Source organism: Bradyrhizobium sp. 6(2017), assembly GCF_011058295.2.
Taxonomy (GTDB): domain Bacteria; phylum Pseudomonadota; class Alphaproteobacteria; order Rhizobiales; family Xanthobacteraceae; genus Bradyrhizobium; species Bradyrhizobium septentrionale.
The window spans coordinates 3,878,102-3,894,945 of record NZ_CP049289.2; the positions used below are offsets into that span (position 1 = coordinate 3,878,102).

The following is a 16,844-nucleotide window of genomic DNA, read 5'->3' on the forward strand; positions in this document are numbered from 1 at the left end:
ATCATGGCACTGGTCGATGTGAAAGGCGTATCCAAGCGGTTCGGTGGATTGACCGCCGTCTCCGACGTCGACCTGACGGTCAATGTCGGCGAGGTCCATTGCCTGATCGGGCCCAACGGGGCCGGGAAGAGCACGCTGTTCAAGCTGATCGTCGGCCTCTACCCGCCGACCGCGGGCAGCATCTTCTTCGACTCCATCGATATCACCAATGAGCGTCCCTACGCGCGGGTGCAACGTGGCATGAGCATCAAGATGCAGGCGCCGAGCGTGTTCAAGGAGCTGCCAGTGCGACAGAACATCCAGATCGCGCTTCAGGAACGGCTGTCGGGCGCTGAACGCAGCGCCGAGGAGGAACGGCTGCTGTCGCTGCTCAATCTGGCTGATGATAGCGGCAAGCTCGCCGGCGCGCTGTCGCATGGCCAGCAGCAATGGCTCGAGATCGGCATGGCGCTGGCGTTGCAGCCGCAACTCCTGCTGCTCGACGAGCCGACCGCCGGCATGTCGCCGGAGGAGACCTACAAGACGGGCGAACTGATCAAGTCGTTCAATGCCGAGGGCATGACGGTGCTGGTCGTCGAGCACGACATGGCGTTCGTGCGTCAGGTCGCGCAACGTGTCACTGTTCTGCATCTTGGCAAGATCTTTGCGCGCGGCAGTCTGGAAGCCATCCTCGAAGACGAGAAGGTCGCGGAAATCTATTTGGGTAAGACCCATGCCCACTGATCGCATTCTGGACGTGTCGGGACTTTGGGCGGGCTACGGCGCGACGCCGATCCTGCAGGGTGTCAGCATGTCGGTCTCGCGTGGCGAGATCGTTGGCGTGATCGGCCGCAACGGCGTCGGCAAGTCGACCCTGATGCGATGCCTGATCGGCCTGCTGCAGACCTGGCGTGGCACTATCACCTTCATGGATCAGGACGTGACGCAGCTCGAGGCCGACGCGCGGGCGCGCGCCGGCTTCGGCTACATCCCGCAGGGCCGCGACGTCTTTCCGCAGATGAGCGTCGAGGAGAATTTGCAGGTCGGTGAGCTGATCGGCGGACCCGACGGCAAGAAGCTGCCGGAGCTCGTCTATACGTATTTTCCGCGCCTGAAGGAGCGCCGGCGGCAGATCGCAGGCACCATGTCGGGCGGCGAGCAGCAGCAGCTTGCGATTGGCCGCGCGCTGATCGGCAATCCGTCGCTGATGATTCTCGACGAGCCCTCCGAGGGCGTCCAGCCGTCGATCGTGCAGCACATTTGCGAGGCTTTGAAGTCGTTCAGGGACGAGCTTGGGACGACGATCATCTTCGTCGAGCAGAATCTCGACACCATCCTGGCCATCGCCCAGCGCTGCTACATCATGGAAAAGGGCAAGATCACCCGATCGCTGGCCGGCGAGGAGGTCAATGCCGACAACGTTCGCGCGCAGCTGTTGCTTTGATCGGCCGGCTACGCGGCAAGAAAATGCGTTAGATAATCGATAATAAATGGAGGGAATGAACATGGATCTGGGACTCAAGGGAGCAAAGGTTCTCGTCACCGGCAGCACCAAGGGCATCGGCAGGGCGATCGCCGACACGTTCGCGGCCGAAGGCGCCAATGTTGGAATCTGCGCGCGCAACCAGGGTGACGTCGACGCCGCGGTCACTGCGATCAAGGCCAAGGGCGTTGCCGCGTTCGGCAGCGCTGTCGACGTCTCGAACGGGCCGGCGCTGAAGGCCTGGGTCGCCGACATGGCCTCCAAGCTCGGCGGCATCGATGTCGTGGTCGCCAATGTCAGCGCGCTGTCGATCGGGCAGGACGAGGAGAGCTGGGAGAAGGAATTCTCCACCGACATGATGGGGACGGTGCGGCTCGTCAACGCCGCGATGCCGTATCTTGAGAAGAGCGGCGCCGCCGCGATCGTCACGATCGCCAGCGTGTCGGGGCGCGAGGTCGATTTTGCCAGCGGTCCTTACGGGACCTTCAAGGCCGCGATCATCCACTACACGCAGGGCCTCGCCTACCAGCTTGCCGCGAAGGGCATCCGGGCCAATTCGGTGTCGCCTGGCAACACCTATTTCGAGGGCGGCGTCTGGAACATGATCAAGGACGGTAATCCCGAACTGTACAAGACCGCGCTGGCGCTCAACCCGACCGGCCGGATGGGCACGCCGCAGGAGATGGCGAACGCCGCCGTGTTCCTGGCGAGCAAGGCGGCGAGCTTCATCACCGGGACCAACCTCGTCGTGGATGGTGCCTTGACGCGCGGTGTCCAGTTCTAGCCGGGGCCACAACGACATGTCAGCGGATCCATTGTACTACAAGTCCATCACCGAGATCTCCGAGCTGTTCCGCCGCAAGGAGGCGAAGCCCTCGGAGGTCACGGAGGCGATCCTGGGCCGGATCGCGAAGCTGGATGGCCAGTTTCATGGCTTCGCGCTCGTGCTTGCGGAGCGGGCGATGGCCCAGGCCAAGCAATACGATGCGGAGGTCGCCAAGGGCATCTGGCGCGGCCCGCTGCATGGCGTTCCGATCGGTTTGAAGGACCTCTGCTACACGAAGTTTGCGCCGACGGCGGCCGGCACGACGATCCACGCCAGGTTCGTGCCGTCCTTCAATGCCACGATCGTCGACCGGCTCGAACTTGCCGGCGCGGTGACGCTCGGCAAGCTCAAGATGACGGAGGGCGCCTATACCAGCCACCATCCCGCCGACCAGGCGCCGCTCAATCCGTGGAACGTGAACTATTGGGTCGGCTCTTCGTCGACCGGATCCGGTGTCGCGACGTCGGCGGGCCTCTGCTACGGCTCGATCGGCAGCGATACCGGCGGCTCGATCAGGTTTCCGTCGGCAACCTGCGGCCTGACCGGGATCAAGCCGACCTGGGGCCGCGTCAGCCGGCACGGCATCTTCCCCTTGGCTGACTCGCTCGATCACGTCGGACCGATGTGCCGCAGCGCTGCGGATGCCGGGGCGATGCTCGGCGTCATCGCGGGGGCAGATGCGAACGATCCGACCGCCTTGCGGGCGCCGGTGCCGAACTATCTGGCCGGCGCAGGCGACGGCATCCGGGGCTTGAGGATCGGCGTCGATCGCAGGTACACCCAGGAAGGCATCGATCGGCAGGTCGTGGTCGCGTTGCTGGAAGCCGAGCGCACGCTCGCCGCTCTCGGTGCCGACATCCGTGAGGTGCATTTCCCGCCTTATCAGAGGCTCGTCAGCCAGTGGATCCCGATGTGCTCGGTGGAGACGGCTGAGGCGCATCTGGACACCTACCCGTCGCGCAAGTCGGAATACGGACCGGATCTTGCGCAAGTGATCGAGCAGGGCAGGTCGGTGAGTGGGGTCGATATTGCCGCGATCCATCACGAGCGGCTCAAATTCAGCGGCAGCCTCGCTGCGATGTTCGAGGACATCGATCTGCTGCTGATCCCAACGATGCCGGTGCCGATCCCGACGCTCACCAAGATGAGCGAATACGGCGCCGACCCGACCGTGCTGCTGAGCATTCTGCGCTTCACGGCCGTGTTCGACTTTTCGGGCAGCCCGACCATCACGCTGCCGATGGGCATGGCGTCGGACAAGATGCCGCTCAGCATGCAGCTGGTCGGCCCGCATCTCTCCGAAGATTTGCTGGTCCGCGCCGGTTGCGCGTTCCAGTCGGTGACGGATTGGCATACCCGGCGGCCGCCTATCGAATAGAGCCTCGTCAACCGGTCTTGTCGACGTTCCAGAACAACGGCACCGGCGCGCGGACGATGTCCTTCAGCGCCTTCCGCGTCGCAGCCGGCTGATTGTACTGACCGGTCGGCACGTGGGTGACCACCTCATAGGCGCGCGCCTGGATATTGTCGGCCAGCGCCTTCTGGTCCGGCGGCGCCGCGGTGCGGGCAAAGCCGTCGCGCAGCCGCTCGAGCTCGGCATCCTCGACCCAGCCGAAGAAGCCGCCGTTCTTGCCCTTGCCGTTGACGCAGGCATTGCCGATCGGATTGATCAGATCGGCGCTGGCCCAGGTCGAGTGGTAGAGCGACCAGCCGCCCTCAGCCGGCATCGACTGCTTGGCGCGCCGCGCCACCACCGAACCCCAGTCCATCGCGAGCAGGTTGACGTTCATACCGATCGCGCGCAGCGCTTCGGCGGTGACCGTGCCGAGCGCGGTGATGATCGGCGCATCGGTGGCGTGCAGGATCGTGATCGGCTCGCCCTTGTAGCCGCCTTGCTTCAGCAGCTCCTTCGCCTTGGCCGTATCGGCTTTGGTCGACCAGCCGACCGCGCTTTCGAACGGCGTGCCGGCGATGAAGATTGCGGGCGTGATCTTGTAATAGTCGGGATTGCCGATCTGGGTGTCGAGCCAGTCCTTCTGGTTCACGGCGTGCAGCACCGCCTGGCGGATCTCCGGCCGGTCGAACGGCGGCACCAGCCAGTTCATTCGGCACATGCCTGAAAAACCAAGCGTGTTGTAATCGGTCAGCTCGACATTCGCGGCGCGCGCCAGCATCGCATGATGGTCGTGTGGCGGAACTTCGAAGTAATCGATCTCGTCGTTCATCAGCGCGTTGGTCGCGATCTGGAAGTCCGGCACGCTGATCCATTCGTAGCGGCCGATCTTCACGACCTTGCCGCCGGTCCCGTCAGATGGCTCGTCGCGCGAAATGTAGTCGGGATTCTTCTCGTAGGCGGCCTTGACGCCAGGCTGGAATTCCGCCGTCACGAAGCGGAATGGCCCGGAGCCGAGATGATCCGTGATGGCCTGGTCGGCGGGCGTTGCGGCAATCCGCGCCGGCACGATGAAGGGCACGTTGGCGGTTGGCTTGCCGAGCGCCGCCAGTACGAAGCCGCAGGGCTCCTTCAGCACCATGCGGAATGTCCGCTCGTCGGCGGCCTTCAGTTCGGCGATGAATTCGAACAGCTTTTGGCCCATCGTGTCGCGCCTCGCCCAGCGCTGCAGTGAGGGGATCACGTCGGCCGACGTCACGGCGCTGCCGTCATGGAATTTGAGGCCGGGGCGCAGACGGAACGTGTAGGTCAGATTGTCTGCCGAGACCTCCCAGGCCTCGACCATCTGCGGCTGGATCTCGAATTTCGAGTTGGTCGAGAACAGCGTGTCGTAGATCATGTAGCCGTGGTTGCGCGCCGTCCACGCGGTCGTCATGATCGGATCGGTGGCGCGCAGGGCGCGTGCATCACCGCAGTAATGGTCTTCGAGCTGGCCCGCGCGATGCGCGGCATCGCAATGCCGAGGCTCGCGCCGGCGCCGATCTGCAAGAGGGTGCGCCGGTTGATCGATGGTCCCATGATGTCCCCCTGTCGCAAACCTGTCAGGCCTGGCCGCTGAGCCTGGCTGCGATCGCGCGGTAGCCGCGCATCCACATGTGATCGAGATCGAGATCCATCGGCAGCGGCTGCGAGGAGACGCGCGCGATCACGGTTTCATTGACCGGATCGATGTAGATCCACTGGCCGTGGATGCCGACTGCGGCAAACGGGGCTTCGCGCCGGTCGAGCGTGTACCACTTGTTGCGGTAGTTGCCGTTTGGAAACACCTTTGTCAGGTCGCCGCGCGACCACGCCTCGGCATTGCCGTTGTGCCTGATGTCGTCGATCCACCAGCTAGGCACGACCTGTCGGCCGTTACTGATGCCGTGATTGCGCATCATCTCGCCGAAGCGCGCAAGATCGCGCAGAGTCGCGCAGACGCCGCCGGCGACGCGCGCCGCGCCGCGGGAATCGACCGTGATGTAGGCGTCGTGCTCGGCGCCCATCGGCTGCCACAGATAGTGCGAAAGGATTTTCGCATAGGACAGGCCGCAGGCGCGCTCATAGACCCAGCCGAGCACGTCGGTGTTGGTCGAGACGTAGTGGAAGGTCTGGCCGTGCGGCGTGCCGTTCGGCCGCAGCGTGCGCAGATAGTCGCGCAGGTTGCTCGGCGGAATGGCCGGATCCGGCGGCTCCCAGCCGGTCGAGCGGCGGTAATTGATGACGTCGCCGTCGCGCGCCATGTAGTCCTCGTCGAAGCGGATGCCGACGCTCATGTCGAGCAGATGCCGCACCGTGCAGCCGTCGCCATAGACCGATCCCTCCATCTCCGGGATGTAGCGCGTCACCGGCGAGTCGGGGTCGAGCTTGCCGCGGTCGGCCAGGATGCCGCCAAGTGTGCCGGCGACCGACTTGCTGACCGAAAAGATCAAATGCGGGGTGTCGGGCGTCAGGCCGTGGGCATACCATTCGAAGGCGATCTCGCCGCGATGCGACACCACGATGCCGTCGGTGTGGCTCGCGCGCAGCGCCTGGCCGACGCCGACCGTCTCGCCGCGCGGGTTTGCGAAGCTGACGTCGTCGAGATGGCGCGGCGCAAAGGAGAGCGGCGCCAGTGCGGAGGCGCGCGCGATGTTCGCGGTCGGCAAGAGCTCGCGCACGTTGCGGAACGCCCATTCGCTGTAGGGATGCTGACGCCAATTGGCCAGCGTGACTTGTTCGTCGGCCGCCGCGGGGAAGGCGGCCATGATGCGACGTGAATTCATTCTTGATCCAGCAATGCCATTGGAAGTTTCACGAAAGTTCCGCATGCGCCGCGCCGCTCGCAATCAACCGGATGGTGGAGGTGGCCGCCGGGTTACCCCGGTGTAACCGTTTCAAGGATGTGCGTGGCGCGGGCTTGGCCCGCAAATTGCTTGACTAAGCCCTGCGTCTGTCCCAGCGTGCCGAGCACGCGACGCGCAGACGTCCGCCATCGGGAAACATCGGGAGGTAGGTCATGATCGCGCTTCTGGGCCGACCGGATCCGGCGACCACGCAGGCCATTCAGTTCGCGCGCGGCATTCTCGAGGGGTCCGCGACCGCCTTCTACGAGGTCGACGGCAACCTGACCCTCAACCGCTTCGTGCTCAGCAGCAACGTACCGCCGAGCTTTCACGACCGGTACCTTGCCGGCATGAACCGGCTCGATCCGCTGCATCCGCGTTCCGCGAGCAATCGGCCGATTGCGCGGCTGAGCACAGCCCTCGACCAATGCGCCACCCAGGAGGCGGCGACCTACCGCGCCTTCGCCGGCCAATGCGGCGTCGCCGACATGATCGAATTCTTCTTCCGCCGCAACGACCGGATCGTGGCCGGAATGAGCGTGCTCTGGGCGCCGGGCTGCGCCATTCCGGACGGCAGCATGCACATCGCGGAGAAGATCCACGACTATCTCGAGTTCAACCTGACCAGCCGGCTGTCGTCGAATGCCGACGAGCCGCCGCGCTACGGACTGACCTCGCGCGAGATGGAGGTCGTCGAGCTGTTGTGTTGCGGCCGGACCAACCGCGAGATCGGCGAGTGCCTGAGCATTGGTCTTGCGACGGTGAAGACGCACCTGATCCACATCTTCGAGAAGCTCGGCGTCGAGACGCGCTCGGCCGTCGTCGCGCTGATGTCGCGGCCGCACTGAGGCGGGCTGTGACGGTCGCGGTCGCGTTTCGAATTGGGCGCGGAGTCCGGCATGTTCAGTATGGCGGGATGAAATTCGCATCGAGCTGTTCCAGAGCAACGCTGCCTGTCGTTGACATTTGGTGGCGCCCCGTCCGCCGTCGTCCCGGCGCAGGCCGGGACCCATACGCCGCAGCGGGTGTTGTGAACGGGTCTCGTCGTTCGAGCGGTGCATAACGATCGGCATTTGTGGTTATGGGTCCCGGCCTGCGCCGGGACGACGCTGAGTTCGTGGCGCCGCTTGTGAGACAAACTTCCGCATTCTCGCGACATGATTTGTCCGAGCTTTGCTCTTCGTTCCGCCCTCTCTTGAAGAGGGCGCAGGGAAAGCCGGGTGCCGATCGCACCCATGGGCCCCGAGCAAAAGGTAGAAAGCTCGGGGGTAGGACCACAGGTGTAACCGGAGCAATCCGGCTTTCCCTGCGCGATGGCTTACGGCTTATTTCGTGCTCTCCCCGGCGAGACTTGGCTTGTTTGTCACCGCCTTCGCAAGACGCAATTGCGTCTTACAAGGGGACACCGGCCACTAGGGCGTCAGGACCACACGACTTCACCGTCCGCTTCGCGTGCTCTCGTCAGCTCCACGCTCGGCGTCCACCGCATCTCACACCGCGTTCGTGACGATCGCGAAGCGCCCCTCGATCGGGTGAGACGGGCAAATCTATACACCGCGTTGGGTCTGCCGATAAACCGAAATATTTTCGAATGCGGTGATTGACCGGTTTTGCTGAGTTGCCCGTCGTGTCGAATTGGCAACACCGGTTGCCATCATGAAGCGCGTCGTAGAATGGGTAGAGCGCAGCGAAACCCATCATCTCACCGCGCCGATAAAAGGGATGGACAAGTCGCTCCGCCCATTCGATCAGCTGACTTGTCCGTCGCAAGCGGCAAGCATGCAACGGCGGGTCGGCCTCGTCCGCGTCACCCGATCCACCGTACGGTTGATTGCTGCACCCGCCCGCGCAGGCCGAAAGTTTCCGAAGGACCGGTGTCGTTTTCGACAATGTTGGCGAGCGGCTGCCGCTCGTAGCGTCAGAGGATTCGACATGCGTGATTTCATGGCCATCGGTCGCTCGGTGGCGGTTGCCGAGCGTGGCATGGCCGCAACCTCGCACCCGCAGGCGACGCTTGCCGCGGTCGAGATGCTGAAGGCCGGCGGCAACGCCGTCGATGCCGCGGTCGCTGCGGTGGCAGTGCAGGGCGTGGTCGAGCCGCAGATGACCGGCATCGGCGGCGATTGCTTTGCGCTGTATTCGCCTGGGGATGGCGAGCCGATCGCGCTGAACGGCTCGGGCCGCACGCCTGCTGGTACCGATGCAGAGAAATTTGCCACGGGCGGTGCGCGCGACATTCCGCCGACCGCGCCGGAGGCGGTGACGATACCTGGCGCGATCGATGCATGGTGCCGGCTGGTCGCCGACCACGGCAGCAGGTCACTGGAAGAAATCTTCCGGCCGGCGATCACAGCCGCCGAGCAGGGCTTTTGCGTGACGCCGCGCGTCGCCGAGGACTGGCGCCGCTTCCGGGCCCGGATCGAGATCGACGCCAATGCGGCGGCGCAGTTTCTTCCCGGCGGTAGGGCACCGGAGGTTGGCGACATCCGTACGCAACCGGCGCTCGGCCTTACCCTGCGCCGGATCGCGCAACACGGACGCGACGCCTTCTACGCGTGCGAGGCCGCCGACGAGATGGCCGGCATCTTGCGCAGGCTCGGCGGGGCGCACAGCACTGCGGATTTTGTTGCACAGACCTCGGACTATGTGCGCCCGATCTCGGCGCGCTATCACGATCACGACGTGGTCGAGTGTCCGCCGAACGGGCAGGGGCTCGCGGCGCTGATGATCCTGCGGACGCTCGCGGGCTTCGACGTCACAGCACTGGCGCAGGCCGATTGCATCCATCTGCTCGCTGAAGCCACCAAGGCCGCCTACCGGGCGCGCGACGCCTTCTTCTGCGACCCCGCCGTCAGCAACGTCGATCCGGCTGCATTTCTTGCTGAAGATTACATCGGGGCGATCCGCAGCAAGATCGACATGCGCCATGCCTCGGCGCCGGCCACCTGGGATGACATCGAGCACCGCGACACCGTCTATGTCACGGTGGTCGACCGCGATCTCAACGCCATCTCGCTGATCAACTCGCTGTTCTATCCATTCGGCAGCGGCATCTACGCGCCGAAGTCGGGCGTCCTGCTGCACAACCGCGGCTGGAGCTTTCGCGCCAAACCCGGACACCTCAATTCGCTCGCGCCGCGCAAGCGGCCGATGCACACGATCATCCCCGGCCTGCTCCGCAAGGACGGCAAGACCGTGATGTCGTTCGGCGTGATGGGCGGGCATTACCAGGCGGCGGGCCATGCCAATCTGCTGTTGAACATTTTTGACATGAAGATGGACATCCAGGCGGCGGCCGAGGCGCCGCGCTCCTTTGCCTTCGACGGCGTGCTGTCGCTCGAGACAACGATATCGCCTGCGATCCGCGACGAGCTGCGCGCCCGCGGCCACGATGCGCGTTTCTCCGAGGAGCCGATCGGCGGCTGCCAGGCGATCCGCATCGACCATGCCAGGGGCGTTCTGTTCGGTGCCTCCGACCACCGCAAGGACGGGCTGGCGCTGGGCTATTGAGAGGCTGTGAGGCTTTTCACAGCCGTCATTGCGAGGAGCGATAGCGACGAAGCAATCCATTTCTCCGCTTGCGGAGCGATGGATTGCTTCGCTTCGCTCGCAATGACGTGGATGGAACGATGCGTCCCATGACCGTCATCCTGCGCCGGGCCGCGTGCCCGCATTGCGGCAGGCGACGGAGCATCCACCGGACGGTGGATTGTTCCAGACGCCGACATGCCGAACCTTTGGCCATCATGCCGGCGTCGTGCGCGGTTCAGCCCTCTGCACCGCGCGGCGAAAGGCTGATCGCTCCAGGCTTTCCCAACCGAGAAGTTGATCCGTATGAGCAGGACATTCGCCGACACGGTCTTCCGCAACGGCCGGATTTACACGTCGAACCGCCAGCAGCCTTGGGCGACGTGCGCGGCGGTCAGGGCTGGCCGGTTCATTGCCGTGGGCGAGGAACGCGATGTCGCGGCGCTGGTCGGCGAGGGGACCGCGACGGTCGATCTCCGCGGCCGGATGGCGATGCCGGGAATCATCGACATCCACAATCACATCATGATGGGCGGGCACGCCGATCTCTACGAGCTGCGCTTCTCCTCCGCCGACAGCATTCCAAGGATCGCCGAGACCTTGCACAAGGCGGCGTCGGCGGCGGCGCCGGGCGCCTGGATCGTCGGCGGCCAGTTCGGCAACAATCTGCTGAACGAGATGAACACCGCGGAGTCCTGCGCGCTGCTGGATGCGGCATGCCTCGGGCATCCCGTCGTGCTGCGTGACGACAGCTATCACAATCGCTGGGCGAGCTCCGCGGCGCTGCGGCTTGCCGGCGTGCAGGCCGATTCCCCCAACCCGACCGACGGCGAGATCGGCCGTGACCTCAAGAGCGGGACGCTCACCGGGATCATGATCGAGGCCGCCTCGGGCCTGGTGGAGCGGGCGCTCGCCGCCTCCGGGCACTACACCGCCGAGATGGACCGCGCGGCGGTGGCGCGCTCGATCGGGGTTCTCAACACCTATGGCGTCACCGCCTTCATCGACGCCGCCAGCATGCAGCCGATCATGGCGGCGCTGAAGGGGCTCGACGACCGCGGCGAGCTCACCGCCTGGGCGGTCTGCGCGATGCCGGTGGTCGAGCCGGGCTTCATGTTCGGCAAGGCCGGCGAGGAGCTGTTTGCGCTGCGCGAACAATATCGCGGCGCGCATGTGAAGCCGGACTACGTGAAGGTGTTCCTCGACGGCGTGCCCGGTGCCAAGACTGCCGCCTTCCACGAGCCTTATGTGGCCGATCCTGTACGCGGCTGCTGCTTCCGTGGATCGACCATGCTGACGGTGCCGGACCTGATCCGCTGGCTCGGGCGCTGCGAGAAGCTGGGGCTCGCCGCAAAGATCCACTGCGCTGGCGATGCCGCGGTGACGCAGGCGCTCGATGCCACCGACGTCGTGCGCAGCTTCAACGGGGCGACCCATCTGGTGCACCAGATCGCGCATGCGAGCTACATCGCGCCCGACGACATCCCGCGCTTCGCCGAGCTCGGCGTCGCCGCCGATCTGTCGCCGATCATCTGGTATCCGACTATCTTCCTCGAGGCGCACAAGGCCGCGATGGGCGAGGAGCGTGCGCAGCGCTTCTGGCCGAACAAGGATTTGAAGCAGGCCGGGGCGCTGATGGCCGGCGGCTCGGACTGGCCGGTGATCCCGATCCCCGATCCCTGGCAGGGCATCGAAGGCATGGTGACCCGGCAGAATCCGACTGGGGATTTTCCCGGCAAGTCGCTGTGGGCCGAGCAGGCGCTCGATCTCGCCACCGTGATCGACATCTACACCATCGACGCCGCGCGCGCGGCCGGGCTCGGCCAGTCGATCGGCTCGATCGAGGTGGGCAAATCCGCCGACCTGATCGTGCTCGACCAGATGATCTTCGACATCCCGCCGGACCAGCTCGCCGATACGCGGGTCGAGATGACCGTCTTCGAGGGCCGCAAGGTCTATGAGCGGGGTGCGTGATGATTGCTGTGGATCAAATCCCGGTCACGGTGCTGACCGGCTTCCTCGGCAGCGGCAAGACCACGGTGCTGAACCATTTGCTGCGCCAGCCGGAGCTCAATGGCGTCGTCGCCATCATCAACGAGTTCGGCGAGGTGGCGCTCGATCATCTGCTGGTCGAGAGCAGCGAGGATCGCCTGGCGCTGCTCGACAATGGCTGCATCTGCTGTTCGGTGCGCGAGGATCTGATCGAGACGCTGGCCGATCTCGCTGCCCGCCGCGCCGCCGGCACCATCCCGTCGTTCCACCGCGTGCTGGTCGAGACCACCGGGCTCGCCGATCCCGTGCCCGTGTTGCACACGCTGATGACGGCGCCAGATGTCATTGGCCACTACCGGATCGACGGGGTGGTCGCGACCATCGATGCGGTCAATGGCGCGCACACGCTCGGGTCGCACAGCGAGGCCGTCAGGCAGATCGCGGTTGCCGACCGGCTGCTGGTCACCAAGACCGATCTCGCTGCCGATGATGCGCTGGCGCGGCTCGATGCGCTGATCGCGGCGATCAACCCGGTAGCGGCGCGCCATTGCGTCCGGAACGGGATGGTCGATCCGGCAAGAGTCCTCGATGCCGGGCTGTTCGATCCGTCGGCCCGGTCGGCCGATGTCGTGCGCTGGTTCGATCTGGCCTCGCAGGCGGCGAACGCGCCGCGCGACCATGCCGATCACCTTTGCGACGGCGATGAATGCGGCCACCATAGCCACCACGCGCACGATGCAGGCGTGTCGTCCTACAGCCTTGTTATCGACGAGCCGATCCAGCGCGACGCGTTCGCGCGCTGGCTCGATTACGTCGCGGCGCTCAAAGGCGAGGACCTGCTGCGCTTCAAGGCGATCGTGCATGTCGCCGAACAGCCCGATGCGCCTGTTGTGGTGCATGGCGTGCAGCACGTCTTCCATCCGCCGATCACGCTTGCTGGCTGGCCATCAACGGACCGGCGCTCGCGGCTGGTCTTCATCGTGCACGGCATCCCGCGCCAGATCATCGAAAACACATTGTGCAAATTCGCATCCGTGAGCCGCGCGGCGATCCAGCGATCGGCGGCCTAGAGCATGATCCGGAAAAGTGTGAAGCGGTTTTCCGAAAAGATCATGCTCAAAGAAAGCCCGCTTGCTTCAGAGTTTGTTTCAGGGAGAGGGACATGACCGAGAATTCAAAGACGAACTCGTCCGGCCGGCTCAACCGGCGGACACTGTTGAAGGCGGCCGGCGCCACCGGACTTGCCTCCGCCATGAACGTGCCGCTGGTCAACATCGCGCGCGCCGCGAGCAATACGATCAAGATCGGGTGGGTCGGATGCCTGTCCGGCGTCCGCGCGCCATTTGCAGAGCCCGACACCTGGATCCACGAGCGGATCAAGGCGCGCGTCAAGGACGGCCTGAAGATCGGCGGCAAGACCTACCAGATCGAATTCGTGTTCAAGGACAACCAGTCCGATCCGAACCGCTCGTCGGTGGTCGCGAGCGAGCTGGTGCTGCGCGAAAAATGCGACCTCATCCTGGTCGAGGACGGCGACGCCCAGGCGCCGGTGCAGGAGCTGTCGGACGCCCGGTCGATCCCGTCGATCTCGACCATGGTGCCGTGGCAGGGCTGGATGTTCCCGCGCAAGTCGACGCCGGACAAGGGCTTCCCCTACAGCTTCCATTTCTTCTGGGGCGCTGACGACGTCGTCAAGAATTTCCTCGGCATGTGGCAATCGGTCGACACCAACAAGAAGGTCGGCACGCTCTATATCGACAATCCGGCCGGACAGGCGTTCTCCGATCCGAAGGTCGGATTGCCCGGCGGCATCGCGCAGGCCGGCTATCAGGAATTCTCTGCCGGCAAATTCCAGATCGCGACCGACGACTTCACCAATCAGGTCTCGGCGTTCAAGAACAACGGCGTCGATATCGTCTCCGGCTTCACCTACGGCAATCACTGGGTGACGCTGTGGAATCAGGCGGCCCAGGCCGGCTTCAAGCCGCAGATCTGCACGGTGGCGGCGGCATTTTTGTTCCCGAGCGCGGTGAATGCGCTCGGCGATCGCGGCGACGGCATGTCGACCGAAGTGTGGTGGACGCCGGCCTATCCGTTCAAGTCGTCGCTGACCGGGCAGAGCGCCGGCGATCTCGCCGCGGAGTGGGAGAAGACCACCGGCAAGCAATGGACCCAGCCGATCGGTTACGCCCACGCGCTCTGGGAGGTCGCGCTGGCGGCGCTGCAGAACAGCGATCCCAAGGACAAGAACTCGCTGCGCGATGCGATCGCCGGCCTCGACATGGAAACCGTGGTCGGCCGGGTGAAGTTCAAGGACAGCCCGATCAAGAGCGTCGCGGTGACGTCGCTGTCGGGCGGGCAATGGCGCAAGACCAAGGGCGGCAAGTCGAAATACGAGCTCCTGATCGTGCACAACGGCACGGCGCCGTTCATCCCGAAGCAGGCCGATCTCGCGCTGCTCTCCAAGCTGGCCTGAGATGGCACCGCTTCTGCGCGTCAACGGGCTCTGCAAGCGCTTTGGCGAGATCGTGGTCGCCGACGGCGTCAGCTTCGAGTTGGCGCGCGGCGAATGCCTCGGCGTGATCGGCCCGAACGGCGCCGGCAAGAGCTCGCTGCTGAACCTGATCGTCGGCCTGCTTGCGGCCGACGGCGGCTCAATCATGCTCGACGGCGCTGACATCACCGGCCTGCCGCCGCACCAGAGGGCGCGGATGGGGCTCGGGCGGGCGTTCCAGATCCCGCAGCCGTTTCCGCATCTGTCGGTCTATGAGAACGCGCTGGTGGCTGCGTCCTATGGCGCCGGCCTCACCGGCGACGCAGCCTGCGACTGGACGATGCAGGTGTTGCAGCGGACCGGGCTCGACGCCAAGGCGGACAAGCTTGCGGGCGCGCTGCCGCTGATCGACCGCAAGCGGCTGGAATTTGCCAAGGCGCTGGCCTCGAAGCCGAAGCTGATCCTGCTCGACGAGATCGCGGCCGGGCTGACCGAGCCCGAGGTCGAGCGTCTTGTCGCGATCATCCAGTCGGTCAAAACAGATCATGCCATGATCTGGATCGAGCACATTCCGCACGCGTTGCGCGCGGTCTCAGATCGCATCCTGGTGCTTGATTTCGGCCGCAAGGTGCTGGAGGGACCGCCGGCTGACGTCATGGACAGCGCGGTGGTGCGCGAGATCTACATGGGATTGAAGGCCGATGGCGTTGCTTGACGTGAACGGCCTGCAGATCTTCTACGGCGATCTCCAGGCTGTGTTCGACATGAATTTCACCGTCGCCGACGGCGAGGCGGTGGCGCTGGTCGGCGCCAACGGCGCGGGCAAATCGACGTTCCTGAAAGCGCTGGTCGGGCTCAACGAAGAGCGCAAGGGCACGGTGCATTTCGACGGCGCCGATATCTCGCAGATGCCGGCCGAGGACGTCTCGCGGCTCGGGCTCATCATGGTGCCCGAGGGCCGGCTGCTGTTCGACTCGCTGACCATCGAGGAGAACCTCCTGATGGGCACGGTGAACCGGCGCAAGGGCAGCTGGACCTTGCGGCGGGTGTTCGACCTGTTCCCGATCCTCGAGGAGCGGCGGCGGATGTTTCCCGACCAGCTCTCCGGCGGCCAGCAGCAGATGGCCGCGATCGGCCGCGCGCTGATGTCGAACCCGCGGCTGCTGTTGTGCGACGAGATTTCGCTCGGGCTCGCGCCTGTGATGGTCGAGCAGATCTATCGTTCCTTTGCCGACATTCGCCGCGAGGGCACCGCCGTGGTGCTGGTCGAGCAGGACGTCAATCGCGCGCTGGCGGCGTCGGAACGGATCTATTGCCTGTTGAAGGGGCGGGTGTCGCTGACCGGCCCGGCGCAGGGGTTGCAGCCTGAGCAGCTGACGCATGCCTATTTCGGCAACTAGAAGATTGATGCGACATGATCTGGGTTGAGACATTGATCAATGGAGCCCTGTTGGGCGGGCTCTACGCGCTGCTCGGGATCGGCCTCGCGCTGGTGTTCGGCGTCATGCGCGTCGTCAACATCGCGCATGGCGAGTTCATGGTGCTGAGCGCGTTCTGCGCCGTGCTGCTGGCCAATCTGTTTCCGCAGGTCTCGCCGCTGTTGATGCTGATCCCGGTGATCGCGCTGTCGTTCGGCGTCGGATGGCTCTACCAGGCCGTCATCGTCAACCGGGTCGTGACCTCGCCCGATCCGCTCTCGCCGTTGCTGCTGACGTTCGGCGTGTCGGTGATCCTGCGCAATGTGATGGTCGAAATGTTCGGCGCCGACGTGCGCAGCCTCCAGGTCGGCGAACTCTCCCGCGCCAGCCTCGAGATTGCGGGCCTCAATATCGGCATCATGCCGCTGCTGACGCTGGTGCTGGCCGCATTGCTGTTCATGGCGTTGCAGCTCGTGCTGCGCCATACCGAGTTCGGGCGGATCGTGCGCGCGACCGCCGACCGCCGCGACATCGTCCGGCTGTCCGGCGTGAGGCCCGACCGGGTCTATAATTATGTGATGGGGCTGTCGCTGGCGCTCGGCGCGATCGGCGGCGTGCTGCTCGCGGTGCGCTCGAGTTTCACGCCGTTCTCGGGCGCCGAGCGGCTGTTGATCGCGTTCGAGGTCGTGGTGCTCGGCGGGCTCGGCTCGTTCTGGGGCGCGCTGCTTGGCGGCATCGCGCTCGGCATGGCGCAATTGATCGGGTTGAAGATCGATCCGAATGCGGGGCTGCTATACGCGCATTTGCTGTTCTTTATCATGCTGCTGATCCGGCCGTCGGGCCTGGTGTCGAGCAGGGTGTGACGCC

Annotated in this window: 15 protein-coding genes; 12 read left to right on the top strand and 3 right to left on the bottom strand. The window is 65.0% G+C overall.

The genetic code is table 11. The features are described 5' to 3' along the window. Positions 1-3 precede the first annotated feature (3 nt). The 4 genes from G6P99_RS18000 to G6P99_RS18015 all read left to right on the top strand — a co-directional run bounded on the left by G6P99_RS18000 (position 4) and on the right by G6P99_RS18015 (position 3,666). Positions 4-723, top strand: a complete 720-nt coding sequence (locus G6P99_RS18000; protein WP_165128856.1) for an ABC transporter ATP-binding protein — start codon at positions 4-6, stop codon at positions 721-723. After that, positions 713-1,423 carry an ABC transporter ATP-binding protein gene (locus tag G6P99_RS18005; RefSeq protein ID WP_084518436.1) on the top strand — a complete coding sequence of 237 codons (711 nt, stop codon included), beginning with the start codon at positions 713-715 and terminating at the stop codon, positions 1,421-1,423. The genes G6P99_RS18000 and G6P99_RS18005 overlap by 11 nt, the downstream gene beginning before the upstream one ends. 61 nt (positions 1,424-1,484) lie before the next feature. Next, positions 1,485-2,246 carry an SDR family NAD(P)-dependent oxidoreductase gene (locus tag G6P99_RS18010; RefSeq protein WP_029080608.1) on the top strand — a complete coding sequence of 254 codons (762 nt, stop codon included), beginning with the start codon at positions 1,485-1,487 and terminating at the stop codon, positions 2,244-2,246. A gap of 16 nt (positions 2,247-2,262) precedes the next feature. Then, complete coding sequence (locus G6P99_RS18015; protein ID WP_029080607.1) at positions 2,263-3,666, top strand: amidase; 1,404 nt, start codon at positions 2,263-2,265, stop codon at positions 3,664-3,666. Positions 3,667-3,673: 7 nt separating this feature from the next. Here G6P99_RS18015 and G6P99_RS18020 read toward each other — a convergent pair whose 3' ends face one another. Genes G6P99_RS18020 through G6P99_RS18030 form a run of 3 tightly spaced genes read right to left on the bottom strand, consistent with a single transcriptional unit; the run spans position 3,674 to position 6,485 of the window. After that, entirely contained in the window at positions 3,674-5,116 is a 1,443-nt protein-coding gene (locus tag G6P99_RS18020; protein WP_246709563.1) for an ABC transporter substrate-binding protein, read from the bottom strand. Beyond that, the gene (locus tag G6P99_RS18025) at positions 5,113-5,259 is read right to left on the bottom strand and encodes a hypothetical protein (RefSeq protein ID WP_246709566.1); all 147 of its coding nucleotides are present in this window, start codon (positions 5,257-5,259) and stop codon (positions 5,113-5,115) included. The genes G6P99_RS18020 and G6P99_RS18025 overlap by 4 nt, the downstream gene beginning before the upstream one ends. Before the next feature lie 23 nt (positions 5,260-5,282). Then, complete coding sequence (locus tag G6P99_RS18030) at positions 5,283-6,485, bottom strand: serine hydrolase domain-containing protein (protein WP_165128858.1); 1,203 nt, start codon at positions 6,483-6,485, stop codon at positions 5,283-5,285. A 233-nt stretch (positions 6,486-6,718) separates the two neighbouring features. Here G6P99_RS18030 and G6P99_RS18035 point away from each other — a divergent pair, with 233 nt between their 5' ends. From G6P99_RS18035 to G6P99_RS18070, 8 genes are all read left to right on the top strand, one after another. Then, positions 6,719-7,393: a helix-turn-helix transcriptional regulator gene (locus G6P99_RS18035; protein ID WP_029080606.1), complete on the top strand. Its 675-nt coding sequence runs from the start codon at positions 6,719-6,721 to the stop codon at positions 7,391-7,393. A gap of 1,084 nt (positions 7,394-8,477) precedes the next feature. Next, entirely contained in the window at positions 8,478-10,055 is a 1,578-nt protein-coding gene (locus tag G6P99_RS18040; RefSeq protein ID WP_029080605.1) for a gamma-glutamyltransferase family protein, read from the top strand. A 324-nt stretch (positions 10,056-10,379) separates the two neighbouring features. Continuing rightward, complete coding sequence (locus G6P99_RS18045; protein WP_165128860.1) at positions 10,380-12,047, top strand: amidohydrolase; 1,668 nt, start codon at positions 10,380-10,382, stop codon at positions 12,045-12,047. After that, complete coding sequence (locus tag G6P99_RS18050) at positions 12,047-13,135, top strand: CobW family GTP-binding protein (protein WP_165129418.1); 1,089 nt, start codon at positions 12,047-12,049, stop codon at positions 13,133-13,135. Before G6P99_RS18045 ends, G6P99_RS18050 begins: the two co-directional genes overlap by 1 nt. 92 nt (positions 13,136-13,227) lie before the next feature. Continuing rightward, the gene (locus G6P99_RS18055) at positions 13,228-14,541 is read left to right on the top strand and encodes an ABC transporter substrate-binding protein (RefSeq protein ID WP_035976736.1); all 1,314 of its coding nucleotides are present in this window, start codon (positions 13,228-13,230) and stop codon (positions 14,539-14,541) included. Between the two features lies 1 nt (position 14,542). Then, positions 14,543-15,274, top strand: a complete 732-nt coding sequence (locus tag G6P99_RS18060) for an ABC transporter ATP-binding protein (RefSeq protein WP_165128862.1) — start codon at positions 14,543-14,545, stop codon at positions 15,272-15,274. Continuing rightward, complete coding sequence (locus G6P99_RS18065) at positions 15,261-15,959, top strand: ABC transporter ATP-binding protein (RefSeq protein WP_029080600.1); 699 nt, start codon at positions 15,261-15,263, stop codon at positions 15,957-15,959. The genes G6P99_RS18060 and G6P99_RS18065 overlap by 14 nt, the downstream gene beginning before the upstream one ends. A gap of 14 nt (positions 15,960-15,973) precedes the next feature. After that, positions 15,974-16,840, top strand: a complete 867-nt coding sequence (locus G6P99_RS18070; RefSeq protein WP_029080599.1) for a branched-chain amino acid ABC transporter permease — start codon at positions 15,974-15,976, stop codon at positions 16,838-16,840. The last annotated feature ends 4 nt before the right edge of the window (positions 16,841-16,844 follow it).